Here is a 16,126-nt window from a genome sequence, read left to right on the forward strand (position 1 = left end):
CCCTCAATGGTCTATATCTTCAGAGGAAAGCGTCGCGGTCAGCGTATCGGAAACCTTGGCGCAATATTTCGCGTAAGAATCCGTGGTGCGGTAGTTTTCGGCCCGCGGATAAGTGCCGATGATCGGAATGTCGGCCACGACACGGCCCGGACGCGCCGCCATCACGATCACGCGGTTGGAGAGATAGACCGACTCGTAAACGCTGTGGGTCACGAAGATCACAGTCAGCCCGTGCTCCTGCCAAAGGCGCAGCACATCATTATTGAGCTTGAAGCGTGTCATCTCGTCGAGCGCTGCAAAAGGCTCATCCATCAAAAGCAGGCGCGGACGCGTCACCAGCGCACGCGCAATGGAAACACGCATTTTCATGCCGCCCGAAAGTTCACGCGGAAAAGCATTGGCAAAGCGAGACAGGCCAACCTGCATCAGCACTTCTTCAATGCGAGGCTTGGCTTCCTTGCGCGAAACACCGGAAAGCCGCAGCGGCAGATAGACATTGTCGTAGACGCTGGCCCAAGGCATCAGCGTCGGCTCCTGAAACACGAAGCCGATGTCCTGCGCACCGGAAGAACCCTTGCCGGGAGCATGGCCATTGACGCGAATTTCGCCAGCCGAAACCGATTCCAGTCCGGCGATCATGCGCAGAGCCGTGCTCTTGCCGCAGCCCGAAGGCCCAAGAAAGCTGACGAACTGGCCTTGCTCGATCTTGAGCGACATGTCGTTCACGGCCATGACGCCGGTGCCGTACTGCTTGTAGACGCCGTTGATGTCGATCAGGGGTGACTGGTTTTGCGAGTTGGAGGCCACGCTCATCGTCCTTACCAGGCAGGTTGGTTATTGAGCCAGGAGAGCGGCGCGCGCTCAATCTCGCCCAGCGCTTCAATTAGCCGGTCAGCTGCGAAATCGATGGTCTTGCGGCCCTTTTCAGCGGTTGCAATCGATGCATTGCCGGCTGCGCCATAGGCATTGATGTCCTGCATCTGCCATGCGGGCTTTGCGCCGCCGCCGAGGCTGATATGCTTGTATTCGTCAGCGAAAACTTCGGTCAGCGTACGGAAATCCTGCGCCTTTTCCATCACGACCAGATCGGGATGCATTTCCAGCATGACCGATGTTTCCATGTCGCCAGCATGAATGCCGTGCTTGAGATCGTGCTCGCTGTAAACGCCATCGGGCATGCCAAGGCCGAACCAGTTGAGGCAGAACACCATCATATTGTGCTGCACGCGCAATTCACGGGCGACAATGTCCATCACCGGAATATTGCCGCCATGGCTGTTGAACAGCACCATCTTGCGCACGCCGCTTGCCGCCACGCATGCGCCGATCTCGCACCACATGCGGATGACGGTCTCGACTGAAAAGGTCAAAGTGCCGGGATAGCGCTTGTGTTCATTGCTCTTGGCAATGGCCTGTGTCGGCAGGAACAGAACATTGCTTGTATCGGGCAAGCGCTTGATCAGTTCCGCCACCATGCCGTCGGCGACGGCTGCGTCCACACACATCGGCAGATGTGGTCCGTGCTGCTCGATTGCGCCAACGGGCAACACCGCCACGAGCTTGTCGCGCTCGAGACGCGAAAACGCCTCGCTCGTGTAATCGGACCAATATCGTTTCAAGGCGGCGCTCCAAGTTTGTTCTGGCGTATTGAAGCAGGAACCTTACTAAACAATCTGACCGATTGGTCAAACTAAATGTTTAAAAATCGCGGGCGGCGTGCAATTAAGATGTGAATCCGTGGTAGATGCGCCACGCGACAGACCAGCACATGACTATGATGCGCGGAAATTTCCGGAGGTCCTATGGACGAGAGATGCATTATTATAGGCGCGGGCCATGCGGGCTCGCAGGCCGCGATCAGCCTTCGTCAGGAAGGTTATGCCGGAGAAATCGTCCTCATCAACGATGAGGCGGATATTCCCTATCATAAGCCGCCGCTTTCCAAATCCTATCTCAAAGCGCCGGAACATGGCGGGCTGGTGCTGCGTCCGGAAAGCGCCTATCGCGACAATAATATCGAGATGCTGTTCGGGTATCGGGTCGAGGGCGTATCGCTGAATGAGCGCACGGTGACCCTTGATGACGGTCGTGTGCTGAACTGGTCCGATCTGGTCTTTGCAACGGGCGCCCGCGCGCGCATTCCCGATATGCCGGGCATCGATCTCGACGGCGTGGTCACACTGCGTCGCATGGAAGATGCGCGCCGTATTGCTGATCTGATGCCGACGATCAGCAATGTCGTGATCATCGGTGGCGGATTTATCGGGCTTGAAATGGCGCATAGCGCGCTGGCGCTCGGCAAAAACACCGTGTTGATCGAAGCCGCTCCGCGTGTTCTTGGTCGCTCGGTCGCGACGCAAATCTCCGCACATGTCGAAACGCGCAGCCGCGCCGCCGGTATCACGCTGCATGTTGGGCTTGGTGTGATGGCAATTGAGGGCGCAAACGGCCGTGTAACGGGCGTGAAGGCCAGCAATGGAACCGTGTTCCCGGCGGATATTGTGGTGATCGGCACCGGCGCGCTGCCAAATGTGGAGCTTGCTGCTGCCGCGGGTCTTATCATCGACAACGGCATCGTCGTTGACGACCATATGCGCACCTCAGTGGATCATGTTTACGCCATCGGCGATTGCGTGAGCTATGATCATTTTCACGCTGGTCGTCGTGTGCGGCTGGAATCGGTGCAGAACGCGACCGATCAGGCCAAACATGTGGCCCGCAGCATTGTGGGTCGTGCCACGCCGTTCCGCGAAGTGGCGTGGTTCTGGTCCGATCAGGGCGATATGAAGCTCCAGACGGCAGGCCTGTCGTTTGAAGCCGACCGTCATATTCTTTCGGGCAATCCCGATGATAATGCCTTTTCGGTCTTCCATTTTGCCGGTGACAGGCTGGTTGCGGTCGATTCCATCAATCGTCCGGCCGATCACATGATTGCGCGGCGTATGCTGGCTGCCGGTATCAACCCCACGGAAGCCGATATTGCAGCGGGTGCGCCGCGTTTGAAGGAACTTCTGGCCAGCGCCCCGAAATCATAAGGAATATTCGATGAGCACTTTGCAACATTTGCTGCCCGCCGATATGGCAGCACCCTTTGCCGCCTATAGCCATGGCGTGAAGGTGAAAGCAGATGCCGAACTGGTGTTCTGCTCGGGCCAGCTTGGCATTGCGCCGGACGGAAGCGTGCCGGAAGATGCAGGCGCGCAGGCAGAGCTTTGCTTCGAGAATATCCGTCTCATCCTGCGCGATGGCGGCATGGAGCTTTCCAATGTCGTGCGTATAAACGCCTATGTGACGGACCGCGCCCATATGCGCCCTTATATGGACGTGCGCGACCGGCTGTTTCCGCAGCCAGCGCCCGCCTCGACATTGATGATCGTTTCTGGCTTTACCCGTGAGGAATTCAAGGTCGAGATCGAAGTCGTCGCTGCGAAATAGAACTTTACGCGTGACAAGAAGGCGTATCGCCTTTGCCTGAAATGGGTGGTAGGTGTGCGGGACAACCTACACTCCCTTCAGGCCTGTTCATGTCAGAATTTCAGTCTTCCGCTGCGATGCGGGAACCTTCGCCGCGCTCGTCCGAACGCATGGCGGAACTCGCACTTGCCATTGGCGGTTTCGGCATCGGCACTGGCGAATTCGCCATCATGGCGCTTTTGCCCGATATTGCCCGCGATCTCAATGTCTCGATCCCGCAGGGCGGGCACCTCATCAGCTCCTATGCGCTGGGTGTGCTGATCGGCGCGCCGGTTCTGGCGGTCATCGGTGCGAAGCTCGACCGGCGCAAGCTCCTTTTCCTGCTCATGGGCCTGTTTGCCTTTGGCAATCTCGCCAGCGCTTTCATGCAGGACTATTCCAGTCTTTATATGATGCGCTTCATCGCAGGCTTTCCGCATGGCGCTTATTTCGGCGTCGCATCGCTGGTTGCTGCATCGTTGGCTGAACCTGGCAAGCGCGCCCAAGCAGTCGGACGTGTGATGATGGGGCTGACGATTGCCACGCTCTGCGGCACGCCGCTGGCGACATGGCTGGGGCAGGTGGCCGGTTGGCGCGCCATGTTCGGTTCTGTCGGGCTGATTGCCATTTTGACCATGGTGATGGTGACGCTTTATGTGCCCAAGCTGCCCGCAGCTGAAGGCGCGTCGCCGCTACGTGAACTGGGCGCGCTGCGCCGCAGGCAGGTGCTGCTCACGCTTGCCATTGGGGCCATCGGCACGGGCGGGCTGTTCTCCGTCTTTTCTTATGTCGCCGCCACCGTGACGGAAGTTTCTCATATTGATGTGAAATGGATGCCGCTGGTCTTCGTCATGTTCGGTCTCGGCATGGTGCTGGGCAATATTGTCGGCTCCCGGCTGACTGACCGTTCCGTCATGGGAACCGTCGGGATCGTGCTGCTTTACGACATGGCGGTGATGCTGGCATTCCCGCTGCTGATGCAGCATCCGCTCACCGCCTTCCTCAATGTGCTTCTGGTCGGCGGCGGCTTTGCGCTGGTGCCTGCACTGCAAACGCGCTTGATGGACGTGGCTGCTGACGCGCAGACGCTTGCGGCGGCGCTCAACCATTCTGCGCTTAATCTCGCCAATGCGCTCGGCGCATGGCTTGGCGGTCTGGCGATTGCATGGGGCTATGGCTGGACATCGACCGGTACGGTCGGCGCGTTCTTGGCTCTTGCCGGTCTGGTTGTCTTCGGAATTTCGATGCTGCTGGATCGGGGAACGGCGACGACGCTTGCCTCGCAGGAAGGCTGATCGGCCACCCACGTGGTCCGTATAAACAAAAGCACCCGTCGCGGGAGGAGCGACGGGTGCTTATGGGGAAGACCGGACAATAGGGGAGGAGGACGTCCGGTCTTTTGATCGCCAGGGAAAAATGGGAGGAGGAAACCCCGGCGATAACTTGTTTGAGCAATTGAATGCTCTGGAAACTATAAGGATCGCGCGGTTTGAAGGTCGCGATCCTGAAAGAAGGCTTATGCCTTCTGATGGCGCTTTTCCCGCTGATTAGCGAGCAGCAGCCTTGCGTGCGACGAACGGAATTTCCGAAGGCAGGATGCCGAGGTCGTTCAGTTCACGTGGGCTCAGGCGGCTCAGTTCGTTTACGGTTGTACGGTAACGGCGCCAGTTGTTGTACGAGCGGATCAGGTTCATTTCTCTCACCTAGTAAAATCTATCTCTCTGTGTTGCAAACAGCATATAGGCTTGTGCGATCTAAAAAAGGAGAGCCAGATTTGCATAGCTGATGTGCAATTAAGCTTGGAGATTGCATGTTTTTTACGCAGATCGGTCATTATGTTATCACAATTGGTGTTCTCCATGGCCAAATCACCATTTTTTGGATTCTCAACGGCCTCCGTCGCTATCATTTTCCGTATGGCTAGTGAAAATCTCCGATTTATACATGCATGACGGCCAATCCTCGGGTGGCTGGCGAAGCGGCTCAAGTTTTGTCGCAAAAGTTCTGGAATTTGTCGGTTGAAGACCACAATTCTACATGACTCCCAAAGCGGATTGAGCTAAGGGATTTGTGTCGGGTGCCGAAGCATGCGTTTTACAAATGCTTTTTCACTGTCTGTCTGCGGGAGAGCGCCAATTGGCCGCCGAAGGGGAAATCGCCCGAAATCTCTCAGGTACAAGGAACCGCAGACGGGTAAGACAACTCTGGAAAGTCGGGGGAAACTCCGCGCCGAAGGTGTAAGTATAGCGCTTTGCTATGCGAGTCTCTCAGGCCTGAGACAGAGGGGCACGAAGCTACCGCATTTTGCGGAAGGCACACGTGCGACTCTGGAGTTGTTATGGGCGATACCGCACATTTGAATACCCTGCCTTTGCAGGATTTGCATGAACAGGCTGGCGCGCGCTTCGGCGGCTTTGCAGGCTGGAACATGCCAATCACCTATCCGCTGGGCGTTATGAAGGAGCACCTTCATACGCGTGACCATGCGGGCCTCTTCGACATTTCCCACATGAAGCTGGTCGAAGTTTCCGGCAGCGACGCTGCGGCACTTCTGGCGGAAACCTGCCCGCTCGATCCGGCGGTGCTGAAGACCGGCCAGTCGAAATATACTTTCTTCCTCAATGACAAGGGCGGCATTCTTGACGATCTCATCGTCACGCGCCTCGGCGAAGACCGCTTTATGGTCGTCGCCAATGCAGGCAATGCCGATGCCGACATTGAGCATCTGAATGAAGCCGCATCCGGCAAGCAGGTCACCGTCAATCCGCTCGACCGCGTGTTCCTCGCCATTCAGGGCCCAGAAGCCGAAAGCGTTATCGTCGATGCCGGTTTGGCCGGTGCTGCTGATCTCGCCTTCATGAGCGGGTTTGAGCCCAAGCAGGGCTGGTTCATGACCCGCTCGGGCTATACCGGCGAAGACGGTTTTGAAATAGGCCTGCCTGCCGATGAGGCGCGCGCGCTGGCGACCAAGCTTCTCGCTGACGAACGTGTTGCGTGGATCGGCCTTGCCGCCCGCGACAGCCTGCGCCTTGAGGCCGGGCTTTGCCTGCATGGTCAGGACATTACGCCGGAAACCGACCCGGTTTCCGCTGGTCTGACCTGGGCGATCACCAAGCCTGTGCGCGAGAAGGCTGCCTTCAACGGCGCCGAGTCCGTGCTTGATACTATTGCCAAGGGTGCCGTCGCCAAGCGCGTCGGCCTCAAGCCGGAAGGCCGCCAGCCGGTACGCGGCGGCGCAGACCTGTTCGATGAAAGCGGCCGCCAGATCGGCACTGTTACATCGGGCGGTTTCGGTCCTTCCGCCGGTTTCCCGGTTGCCATGGGCTATGTCGAGGCCAGCCTCGCTACCCCCGGCACACGTGTTTTCGCTGACGTTCGCGGCAACAAGGTTCCCGTTGACGTTTCGGCGCTTCCCTTCACACCGCATCGCTATCGCAAAGGATAATTTCCATGGCCAAAATCCTGTTCACCGAAGATCACGAGTGGATCAGCGTCGAAAACGGCGTCGCCACTGTCGGCATTACGATCCACGCACAGGAACAGCTGGGCGACCTCGTTTTCGTCGAGCTGCCGGAAGTCGGCCGCACCGCCTCCAAGGGCGAGGGCATCGTGGTTGTGGAATCGGTCAAGGCCGCTTCCGACGTTTATGCGCCGGTTGACGGCGAAGTGGTGGAAGTCAACGAAGCCGTATCGTCCGATCCGGCTCTGATCAATCAGGCTGCTGAAGGCGATGGCTGGCTGTTCAAGCTGAAGCTTTCGGATGAAGGCCAGCTTTCCGGTCTCCTCGACAAGGCCGGTTACGACGCACTGGTAGGATAAAGCGATGACCCAGCAGGTTCTTCCCTTTGTTGCCCGTCATATCGGGCCGAGAATTGAAGACGAGCGCGCCATGTTGGCCGCGCTCGGCCTTCCTTCCATGGAAACCCTCATCACGCAGGCTGTTCCGGCGTCCATTCGCCTCAACCGCGCGCTCGATCTGCCAGCGCCGTTGAGCGAACATGCGGCACTGGCCGAATTGAATGAAATCATGGGCCGCAACGTGGTGAAGAAGAGCTTCATCGGTGCGGGCTATCATGGTGTGCACACGCCGCCGGTGATCCAGCGCAATCTGTTTGAAAATCCGGCCTGGTACACGGCTTATACGCCATACCAGTCGGAAATCAGCCAGGGTCGTCTGGAGCTGCTGTTCCATTTCCAGACGCTGGTTGCCGAACTGACCGGTCTTCCCGTTGCCTGCGCTTCGCTGCTCGATGAAGCAACCGCTGTTGCCGAAGCCGTGGGCGTTGCCTGCCGTCATCACCGTGACAAGCGCAGCCGCGTGCTTCTGGCTGGCGATCTGCATCCGCATACCGTCGACGTCGTCAATACGCGCGCTGAGCCACTCGGCTGGCTGGTTGAAGCTGGCAGCACTGTTGACGACAACACCGCTGCGGTCATCGTGCCGTGGCCGGATACCAGGGGCGTTTATGGCGATTTCACCGGCGTTATTGCCGATGCAAAAGCCAAGGGCGCGCTGGTTATCGCCGTTGCCGATCCGCTGGCGCTAACCATCATGGAAGCCCCTGCCAAGTGGGGCGCCGACATGGCTGTCGGTTCCATGCAGCGTTACGGTGTGCCGATGGGCTTTGGCGGTCCGCATGCAGCTTATCTCGCTGTGTCGGAGCCGCTCACCCGCATCATTCCGGGCCGCATCGTCGGCCAGTCGGTCGATGCGCATGGCCGCGCGGCCTATCGTCTGGCGCTCCAGACCCGCGAACAGCATATCCGCCGCGACAAGGCGACCTCGAACATCTGCACCGCGCAGGCACTGCTCGCCAATATGGCGGTGTCCTATGCCATCTGGCACGGTCCGGCTGGTTTGCAGGCGATTGCAACGCGCATTGCCGGTCTTGCTGCCCGCTTCGCCGCTGGCCTCAAGGCCGCTGGCGTCGAAATTGCCGGTGACAGCCTGTTCGACACGGTTTCGGTCAAGGTGGCTGGGAAGGCTGCGAAGATCGCCGACGAAGCCGACAAGGGCGGTCGTCTGCTGCGCGTCATCGATGCCGACACGGTTGGTGTGACTTTCGATGAAACCTCGACCGAAGATGATCTGGCCGCACTGGCCGTTCTGTTCGGCGCGAAGGCAGTCGAAGGCGACGCGGTTCTCGTTCCGGGCAACGGGCATGAGAAAGTTCGGGGTGAAGGCTTCCTGACGCAGGATGTGTTCCATTCGCACCGTTCGGAAACCGAGATGATGCGCTTCCTGCGTCGTCTGGCCGACAAGGATCTGGCGCTTGACCGCGCGATGATCCCGCTCGGTTCCTGCACCATGAAGCTCAACGCGGCGGCAGAAATGATGCCGGTGAGCTGGAACACGGTTGCCAATCTGCATCCGTTCGCGCCTGCGGCACAGACCGAAGGCTATGCGAAAATGACGGCTGATGTCGAAGCATGGCTTTGCGAGATCACCGGCTTTGCGGGTGTTTCGCTGCAGCCGAACGCCGGCAGCCAGGGCGAATATGCCGGTCTCTTGGCCATCCGCCATTATCACCAGTCGCGTGGCGAAGGTCATCGCAACATCTGCCTGATCCCATCATCTGCGCATGGCACCAATCCGGCCAGCGCCTCGATGGCAGGCATGAGCGTTGTCGTGGTCAATTGCCGTCCGGATGGCGATATCGATATCGACGATCTCAAGGCCAAGGCCGAGAAGCATCGCGATAATCTGGCCGCCTTCATGATCACCTATCCGTCGACCTATGGCGTGTTCGAAGAAGGCATCAAGGCTTTCTGCGACATCGTTCATGACAATGGTGGTCAGGTCTATTTCGACGGCGCAAACCTCAATGCCCTCGTCGGCCTTGCGCGTCCGTGCGACATCGGCGCCGATGTCTGCCACATGAACCTGCACAAAACCTTCTGCATTCCGCATGGCGGCGGCGGTCCGGGTGTTGGTCCGATTGGCGTTGCAAAGCATCTGGTGCCTTATCTGCCGGGTCATGTCGATCTTGGGTCGAAGCATGCCGTTTCGGCTGCACCGTTCGGCAGCGCGTCCATTCTGGTCATTACGTGGATGTATATCCGCATGATGGGTGGTGCGGGTCTGAAGAAGGCGACTGAAGCTGCGATCCTCAACGCCAACTATATCGCGCATCGTCTGAAGGACGCTTATCCGATCCTTTATACAGGTGCGCATGATCGGGTGGCCCATGAGTGCATCGTGGATACGCGTGTTCTGAAGGATAGCGCAGGCGTGACTGTGGAAGACGTGGCCAAGCGCCTCATCGACTATGGTTTCCATGCGCCGACCATGTCATGGCCGGTTGCCGGTACGCTGATGATCGAGCCGACAGAATCCGAGCCGAAGTCGGAAATCGACCGTCTTTGCGACGCGATGATCGCTATTGCGGGTGAAGCCAAGAAGATTGCCGATGGTGTCTGGCCTGCCGATGACAATCCGCTCGCCAATGCACCGCACACGGCAGGTGACACGCTGGCCAGCGAGTGGACGCATCCTTACACCCGTGAGGAAGCGGTTTTCCCGGCAATTGCCCTTGGTGGCGAATTCGACGCGACGGCAAAATACTGGCCGCCAGTCAGCCGTGTGGATAATGTCGGCGGCGACAGAAACCTCATCTGCTCCTGCCCACCAGTTGCAGCCTATGGTTGATTACCAGGCTGGTGATTGAAAATACGAAAGCGCCGCGGAAACGCGGCGCTTTTTTAATGGCAATATCTTTATTGTAACTTGGGATTTCGGGAGCGGTGCCAGTTGGCGCATATATTCAACGTGTTGAATGATGTAAAATATCGATCATACGGAGAAATTGTGAAGTTTATTATCTCGATTGCGTTGGCCGCGTTTACTTATACTGGATTTTCCTCAATTGAATCGCAAGCTGAAGTTTCGCCCAATGGGCCTGATGCTCCAGTACAATGTTGGTGGGAGGGTACGCCTCCCAAACGTTGCTGCATAGACTCTTATGGAAATCATACATGCTGACCGAATCTGGTAGATTCCCAACATAAGTTGATTTTCATGCGGAAGCTCTACTTCGGTGGAGCTTCTTTTTATTCAGCGCAACTGAAATTTGGGCAAAAAAAGAGCCGGACTAAGAAGTCCGGCTTAGTTATGAAGGTGCCACTTGGGCAAACCTCCAGAGGGGAACACTTACCGCGCGCAATGGGAGGAGGCACAGCGGTAAGTAACCCCGATATGGATCAGTCAGCCTGAATGTTCAACCCCTCAGTCGCTTTTTTTTGACGATTTCGGAAGATTATGAACTTTTTCACCCGTTTATGGTCGCGGCTAACGATGCAAACATGGGTTGTGTTTCATTTCGGATCAGGTTGCGATTGCTAAATTACAAAATCATTTCCGTAGGATAGCCCATGAGTCGGGATGGATCAAATTTCCACGTTTTGTCAGGCTTGCCTTATTTGCTCCCATAAACACATGAAATCATTAGAATAATTCTAAAACATTCCTATCGTAGTCATGTTCATTTGTCTTGCAGTGGGCGCGAGCTACTTATAAAAGGTGACCAATCGTCGGCACTTAAATCGAAAGCGATTTTTTGTAAGCACGGCGCGTGGATTGAAAAGTTAAGAGCGTGCTTTGTGCGCCGGACGGATGTGCAGCGCACTTCGTTGAAGAAGGCTTAGGCTGATCGAGAACTTGCCCGAGACCTGATCGAAGGGGGCGGACCGGTTTCTCTGTCTGTTTGGATAGATCGAAATGCTCGTACCGTTTCTCATCATGTTCCGCGAAGGCGTGGAGGCAGCGCTGATCGTCGGCATCATCGCGAGCTATCTGCATCAGACGGGGCGCAGCGCCTGGATGCCGGTTGTCTGGATCGGCATTCTTCTGGCGCTTGCCATCTCGCTCACCGTTGGCGCGATCCTGCAAATTCTGAGCGCGGAGTTTCCGCAAAAGGCGCAGGAGCTGTTTGAGGCCATCATTGGCTTGATCGCCGTTTTCGTGCTGACCTCCATGGTGTTCTGGATGCGCAAGGCTGCACGCTCGATCAAGGCCGAGTTGCACCATTCCATCGATGCGGCTTTCGAAACGCCAACGCATAAAGGTGTCGGCCTTATCCTGATGGTGTTTTTCGCCGTCGCGCGCGAGGGGCTTGAGTCGGTCTTTTTCCTGCTGGCCGCGTTCCAGCAAAGCGAAGGGCCTGCAGCGCCGCTTGGTGCGCTGCTGGGTGTGCTGCTCGCCGCTGCCGTTGGCTATTGCATCTATAAGGGCGGGTTGAGACTCAACCTGCGTCGCTTCTTCCGCTGGACCGGCGTTTTCATCCTGATCATCGCCGCTGGCATTCTGGCCAATTCGGTCATGGCGCTGCATGAAGCCGGTCTCTGGAATCATTTCCAGACGGTGGTTTTCGACGCAAGCGACATTCTACCGCTCGACAGCACGCTCGGTTCGGTTTTGGCCGGTATCTTCGGCTACATCGCCACGCCGACGGTTAGCGAAGTCGTGGCCTATGTCGCCTTCCTTGTTCCGGCCCTCATCCTTTTCCTGATGCCGTCGTCTGCGCCCGTTCAGGGTGCTGAGATCAAGCATAGCGCCTAGTCAAAGAGATTTTCATGACGAACCCTAAAGCCACCGAACCGTTTTCCCGCAATCTGGTTCGCATCGGACTGGTGCTGGCTGTGCTGCTTCTCGTGGCCGCGGGCGCAGCGTTCTATTACGCCTCGCGCGTTTCGGACAAGGCGCGCCATGCGGATGCTGAAGGCAAAATTCAGGTGGCGATCAATGCGAAAAGCTGTGAGCCGAACGAACTGACCGTTCCGGCTGGCCGCTCGGTGTTCGAGATCGTCAACAAGTCTGATCGCACGGTCGAGTGGGAAATTCTCGACGGCGTCATGGTGCTGGAAGAGCGCGAGAATATCGCGCCCGGTTTCAAGCAGACAATCACCGCGAAACTGGCGCCCGGCGAATATCAGATCACCTGTGGTCTGTTGTCCAATCCGCGTGGCAAACTGACGGTGACGCCATCCGCCGCAAGCGATGCCGAAAAGGGCAAGAAACTGCCGCTCACCGCCTTCATCGGCGCGCTGGCGGAATATCAGATTTATCTCGCAACCGAAGTGGCGGAATTCCAGAAGGCGACTGGCGATCTGTCGGCTGCGGTCGCTAGTGGCAATCTTGAAACTGCTCAGGCCGCCTATGGTCCGGCCCGCGCTGCCTATGCCCGCATTGCGCCTGTTTCGGAAGCCTTCTCCGATCTGGATACGGCCATCAATGCCCGTGCGGATTATTTCGAAAAGCGTGAGCAGGACCCCGCCTTCGGCGGCTTGCATCGTATCGAATATGGCCTGTTCGAGCAGAAATCAGCGGAAGGTCTGGCCCCGGTTGCAGGCAAGCTGGCACAGGATGCCGGTGCATTGAAGGAGCGTATTCGCGCCCTGCGTATTTCGCCTGATCGCATGCTGGCAGGCACCGCATCGGCGCTTGATCGCTTCGCCTCCACGGCAGGCGATACAGGTGAAGACCGCTATGCCCATACTGACCTGCAAGCCTTTGCCGGTCTCATTGAAGGTGCGGCCAAGACGGCTGATGTGTTGCGTCCCATCGTGGACAAGGTCGATGCGAAGGCATTTGAAGGCATCGACAAGGAACTGGCTGCGGTGAAGGCTCTTTTGAGCGCCAATGCCGAAGGCAATGGTTTCAAGGCCTATGACAATCTCTCGTCTGATGACAAGGCGAAGATAAAGGACGGCGCTGCTTCGCTCGCCGCCCAATTCTCTAAACTCCGCGATCAATTGGGAGTGGATTAATGACCAAGAAATTTTTGAAAACTGATAATCCTGTTTCACCTTCACGCCGCGCATTGCTGCTCGGCGCCGGGGCAACCGGCGTTGCCGGCGCCGTGGCGGGCGTGTTGAACCCACAACCGGCCCATGCGCTGTCTTCCGACAGCGTGACCAATGCGCCGGAAAGCGACAAAATTCACGAAAGCCAGACTTTCCATGGCGTTCACCAACCGGGCATTGTCAATGCACGGCCGGCGGCTGGTCTGGTTGCGGCCTTCGACGTTCTGGCGCGGGATCGTGGTGAACTCGAACGCATGTTCAAACTCCTGACCGAGCGCGCAGCCTTTCTGATGAAGGGCGGCGAGCCGCAGCAGCTTGACGCGAAGTTTCCCCCATCGGATTCGGGCATTCTCGGCCCGACCGTGACGCCGGATAATCTGACCGTGACGATTGCGCTCGGCCACTCGTTATTCGATGACCGGTTTGGTCTGAAGCCGATGAAGCCCAAGCTGCTCCAGCGCATGACCGGCTTTCCCAATGACGCCTTGCAGAAGGATATCTGCCACGGCGATTTGATGATCCAGTTCTGCTCCAACACGCCGGACACCAATATTCACGCGCTCCGCGACATCATGAAGAACATGCCGGACTTGCTGATGGTGCGCTGGAAGCAGGAAGGCACTGTGCCGGTCCAGCCGCCGCACTCACCGAAAGCCAAGGAAAGCGCGCGTAACTTCCTTGGTTTCCGCGATGGCTCGGCAAATCCGGATGCCTCCGACAAGAAGCTGATGCAGCAGGTCGTCTGGGTGCAGAAGGAAAGCGACGAGCCTGATTGGGCCGCCGATGGCAGCTATGTCGCGGTGCGCATCATCCGCAACATGGTGGAGCGTTGGGACCGCACGCCGTTGCAGGAGCAGGAGACGATTTTCGGTCGTCGCAAGGATAGCGGCGCGCCGTTCGACGGCAAGACCGAAGCCGATGTGCCGGATTTTGCCAAGGATCATGAAGGCAAGGTCACGCCGATGGATTCGCACATCCGTCTGGCCAATCCGCGTGATGCAATGGCGCATGAGAACCTGATCCTGCGGCGTCCTTTCAACTATTCGAACGGCGTCACCAAGTCGGGTCAGCTCGATATGGGACTTCTGTTCATCGCCTATCAGGCCAATCTCGAAAAGGGTTTCATCACTGTTCAGAACCGCCTCAATGGCGAGCCGCTGGAAGAATATATCAAGCCCATCGGCGGCGGATATTTCTTCGCGCTGCCGGGCGTGAAGGACAATCAGGACTATTACGCACGTGGATTGCTTGCGGCGAGCGGGCCGCAAAACGCCCGCGGGTGAGGTGGAGGCATTTCCCAACTGGCCCAAGCTGTTTGGTGAAATGCATAAACAAGATGACAGAGCGTTTTTGAACGGTTGAGGCCGGAACGCTCTGTCGATCATCATGGAGAGGCTAAACATGAAGTATCGTCTGCCCCTGAATGTTACTGGGCTCGCTTCGGCCTGCGCCGTTGCACTCTCGCTCAGCTTCGGCGCTGCCAAGGCCGAGGTTTCGCCGCTGGATCTCGTCCAGCCGATTGCCGACTATAAGGTCTATGTGCAGGAGCACCTCGACATTCTCGTGAAGGATACCAAGGCTTTCACGGATGCGATCAAAGCTGGCGATCTGGCGAAGGCCAAGGAACTCTATCCGTCTTCGCGCGTCTCCTATGAAAAGATCGAGCCGATTGCCGAGCTTTTCGCCGATCTCGATGCATCCATCGACAGCCGCGCCGACGATCATGAAAATGGTGAGAAGTCGGACGACTTCACCGGGTTCCATCGCCTCGAATATGGTCTGTTCGCACAGAACACGACCGACGGCCTGGCTCCTTTTGCCGACAAGCTCTATGCCGATGTTCTAGAACTCCAGAAGCGCGTCAAGGATCTGACCGTTCCGCCGGAAAAGGTCGTGGGTGGTGCAGCCGCGCTCATGGAAGAAGTGGCCGCTGGCAAGATTTCCGGTGAAGAAGACCGTTACAGCCACACTGACCTTTGGGATTTCAAGGCCAATGTCGATGGCGCGCAGAAGATTGTCGAGCTGTTCAAGCCGCTGATCGAGAAGGAAAATCCTGATCTGATCAAGAAGGTTGAAGCCAACTTCAAGACCGTTGACGATATTCTTGCCAAGTACAAGAAGGGCGACGGTTACGAGACCTATGACAAGCTGTCGGAAGACGACCGCAAGGCGCTTGCCGGTCCGGTGACGACGCTGGCCGAAGACCTGTCCACGCTGCGCGGCACGCTTGGCCTGAACTAATCAGTTCCAGCAATGGAAAATGGAAATGGCGGTCATTGCCCGCCATTTTCTTTTGGTCAGATTGCGCCCGGATAGACTCTCACCGGCCGATTATCCTTGACGGATTCCATCACCACGAAGGTCGATGTGCTTGCCACATTGGGCAGGCTGGAAATCTTTTCGCCCAGCACTTCACGGTAGCGACGGATATTGGGCGTTCGCACTTTCAGAAGATAGTCGAACGAGCTTGCGATCATGTGGCACTCTTCAACTTCGCGAATCTTGCGAACGGCAACGTTGAAAGCATTGAGCGCCGCCTCGCGCGTATCCGACAGTTTGACGGTCGTAAAAGCGATGTGATCGATACCCAGTTTTTCCGGATCGATCGCTGCGCGAAAGCCCAGAATATAGCCTTCATCAACCAGCCTTTTCAGTCGCGCCTGGCATGGCGTCTTGGAAAGACCGACCTTTTTTGACAGCTCGGTTACCGGAATTCTGCCATCTTCGCTGAGCACTTCCAGAATGCGCCGGTCGAACTGATCCAGATCGTCTACAGACTCTATTTTTCGCATTCATTTTGCCTTTACAAATCGCGATAATAAGATCGTTTTTCCTTTATATGGTTCAATTCAAGGCAGAATGCAATTTGCGC

General features: G+C 57.2%; 14 protein-coding genes and 1 riboswitch. Of the genes, 10 read left to right on the forward strand and 4 right to left on the reverse strand.

All coding sequences use genetic code 11. The annotated features are described in order from the left end of the window. Positions 1-3 precede the first annotated feature (3 nt). Positions 4-813, reverse strand: coding sequence for an ABC transporter ATP-binding protein (locus tag FHW03_RS05820; RefSeq protein ID WP_182519762.1), 810 nt, complete (start codon positions 811-813; stop codon positions 4-6). Between the two features lie 5 nt (positions 814-818). Continuing rightward, on the reverse strand, positions 819-1,619 hold the full coding sequence (locus FHW03_RS05825; protein ID WP_151590795.1) for a creatininase family protein: 801 nt from the start codon (positions 1,617-1,619) through the stop codon (positions 819-821). Positions 1,620-1,802: 183 nt separating this feature from the next. Here FHW03_RS05825 and FHW03_RS05830 point away from each other — a divergent pair, with 183 nt between their 5' ends. The 3 genes from FHW03_RS05830 to FHW03_RS05840 all read left to right on the forward strand — a co-directional run bounded on the left by FHW03_RS05830 (position 1,803) and on the right by FHW03_RS05840 (position 4,748). Then, complete coding sequence (locus FHW03_RS05830; protein ID WP_182519763.1) at positions 1,803-3,035, forward strand: FAD/NAD(P)-binding oxidoreductase; 1,233 nt, start codon at positions 1,803-1,805, stop codon at positions 3,033-3,035. Positions 3,036-3,045: 10 nt separating this feature from the next. Further along, positions 3,046-3,435, forward strand: coding sequence for a RidA family protein (locus tag FHW03_RS05835; protein WP_182519764.1), 390 nt, complete (start codon positions 3,046-3,048; stop codon positions 3,433-3,435). A gap of 89 nt (positions 3,436-3,524) precedes the next feature. Beyond that, positions 3,525-4,748 carry an MFS transporter gene (locus FHW03_RS05840; protein WP_182519765.1) on the forward strand — a complete coding sequence of 408 codons (1,224 nt, stop codon included), beginning with the start codon at positions 3,525-3,527 and terminating at the stop codon, positions 4,746-4,748. Positions 4,749-5,000: 252 nt separating this feature from the next. On the opposite strand, the gene FHW03_RS05845 is transcribed toward FHW03_RS05840, so the two are convergent. After that, positions 5,001-5,147 (reverse strand): DUF1127 domain-containing protein, encoded by a 147-nt coding sequence (locus FHW03_RS05845; protein ID WP_078336788.1) that lies wholly within the window; start codon positions 5,145-5,147, stop codon positions 5,001-5,003. 418 nt (positions 5,148-5,565) lie between these two features. Then, a riboswitch (glycine riboswitch) is annotated at positions 5,566-5,649 on the forward strand. Positions 5,650-5,791: 142 nt separating this feature from the next. Between FHW03_RS05845 and gcvT the strand changes: the two genes are divergently transcribed. The 7 genes from gcvT (at position 5,792) to efeO (FHW03_RS05880) (ending at position 15,495) form a co-directional block, all read left to right on the forward strand. After that, complete coding sequence (gene gcvT, locus FHW03_RS05850; RefSeq protein ID WP_182519766.1) at positions 5,792-6,898, forward strand: glycine cleavage system aminomethyltransferase GcvT; 1,107 nt, start codon at positions 5,792-5,794, stop codon at positions 6,896-6,898. 5 nt (positions 6,899-6,903) lie between these two features. Then, entirely contained in the window at positions 6,904-7,272 is a 369-nt protein-coding gene (gcvH, locus tag FHW03_RS05855) for a glycine cleavage system protein GcvH (protein ID WP_078336790.1), read from the forward strand. 4 nt (positions 7,273-7,276) lie between these two features. Beyond that, on the forward strand, positions 7,277-10,102 hold the full coding sequence (gene gcvP / locus FHW03_RS05860; protein ID WP_182519767.1) for an aminomethyl-transferring glycine dehydrogenase: 2,826 nt from the start codon (positions 7,277-7,279) through the stop codon (positions 10,100-10,102). Between the two features lie 1,068 nt (positions 10,103-11,170). Continuing rightward, entirely contained in the window at positions 11,171-12,010 is an 840-nt protein-coding gene (gene efeU, locus FHW03_RS05865) for an iron uptake transporter permease EfeU (protein WP_182519768.1), read from the forward strand. Between the two features lie 14 nt (positions 12,011-12,024). Next, positions 12,025-13,218 (forward strand): iron uptake system protein EfeO, encoded by a 1,194-nt coding sequence (gene efeO / locus FHW03_RS05870; protein WP_182519769.1) that lies wholly within the window; start codon positions 12,025-12,027, stop codon positions 13,216-13,218. Then, positions 13,218-14,537 (forward strand): iron uptake transporter deferrochelatase/peroxidase subunit, encoded by a 1,320-nt coding sequence (efeB, locus tag FHW03_RS05875; protein ID WP_182519770.1) that lies wholly within the window; start codon positions 13,218-13,220, stop codon positions 14,535-14,537. The genes efeO (FHW03_RS05870) and efeB overlap by 1 nt, the downstream gene beginning before the upstream one ends. Before the next feature lie 118 nt (positions 14,538-14,655). Then, the gene (gene efeO / locus FHW03_RS05880) at positions 14,656-15,495 is read left to right on the forward strand and encodes an iron uptake system protein EfeO (protein ID WP_182519771.1); all 840 of its coding nucleotides are present in this window, start codon (positions 14,656-14,658) and stop codon (positions 15,493-15,495) included. Positions 15,496-15,551: 56 nt separating this feature from the next. On the opposite strand, the gene FHW03_RS05885 is transcribed toward efeO (FHW03_RS05880), so the two are convergent. Then, positions 15,552-16,046, reverse strand: coding sequence for an Lrp/AsnC ligand binding domain-containing protein (locus FHW03_RS05885; protein WP_182519772.1), 495 nt, complete (start codon positions 16,044-16,046; stop codon positions 15,552-15,554). Positions 16,047-16,126: the final 80 nt, after the last annotated feature.

It is taken from the genome of Ochrobactrum sp. RH2CCR150 (genome assembly GCA_014138095.1).
GTDB classification, from domain to species: Bacteria; Pseudomonadota; Alphaproteobacteria; order Rhizobiales; family Rhizobiaceae; genus Brucella; species Brucella gambitense.

Coding starts and splice junctions, on each gene's coding strand:
- FHW03_RS05820 (WP_182519762.1), bottom strand. CDS start 813: ATGAGCGTGGCCTCCAACTCGCAAAACCAGTCACCCCTGATCGACATC.
- FHW03_RS05830 (WP_182519763.1), top strand. CDS start 1,803: ATGGACGAGAGATGCATTATTATAGGCGCGGGCCATGCGGGCTCGCAG.
- FHW03_RS05835 (WP_182519764.1), top strand. CDS start 3,046: ATGAGCACTTTGCAACATTTGCTGCCCGCCGATATGGCAGCACCCTTT.
- FHW03_RS05840 (WP_182519765.1), top strand. CDS start 3,525: ATGTCAGAATTTCAGTCTTCCGCTGCGATGCGGGAACCTTCGCCGCGC.
- FHW03_RS05845 (WP_078336788.1), bottom strand. CDS start 5,147: ATGAACCTGATCCGCTCGTACAACAACTGGCGCCGTTACCGTACAACC.
- gcvT (WP_182519766.1), top strand. CDS start 5,792: ATGGGCGATACCGCACATTTGAATACCCTGCCTTTGCAGGATTTGCAT.
- gcvH (WP_078336790.1), top strand. CDS start 6,904: ATGGCCAAAATCCTGTTCACCGAAGATCACGAGTGGATCAGCGTCGAA.
- gcvP (WP_182519767.1), top strand. CDS start 7,277: ATGACCCAGCAGGTTCTTCCCTTTGTTGCCCGTCATATCGGGCCGAGA.
- efeU (WP_182519768.1), top strand. CDS start 11,171: ATGCTCGTACCGTTTCTCATCATGTTCCGCGAAGGCGTGGAGGCAGCG.
- efeO (WP_182519769.1), top strand. CDS start 12,025: ATGACGAACCCTAAAGCCACCGAACCGTTTTCCCGCAATCTGGTTCGC.
- efeB (WP_182519770.1), top strand. CDS start 13,218: ATGACCAAGAAATTTTTGAAAACTGATAATCCTGTTTCACCTTCACGC.
- efeO (WP_182519771.1), top strand. CDS start 14,656: ATGAAGTATCGTCTGCCCCTGAATGTTACTGGGCTCGCTTCGGCCTGC.
- FHW03_RS05885 (WP_182519772.1), bottom strand. CDS start 16,046: ATGCGAAAAATAGAGTCTGTAGACGATCTGGATCAGTTCGACCGGCGC.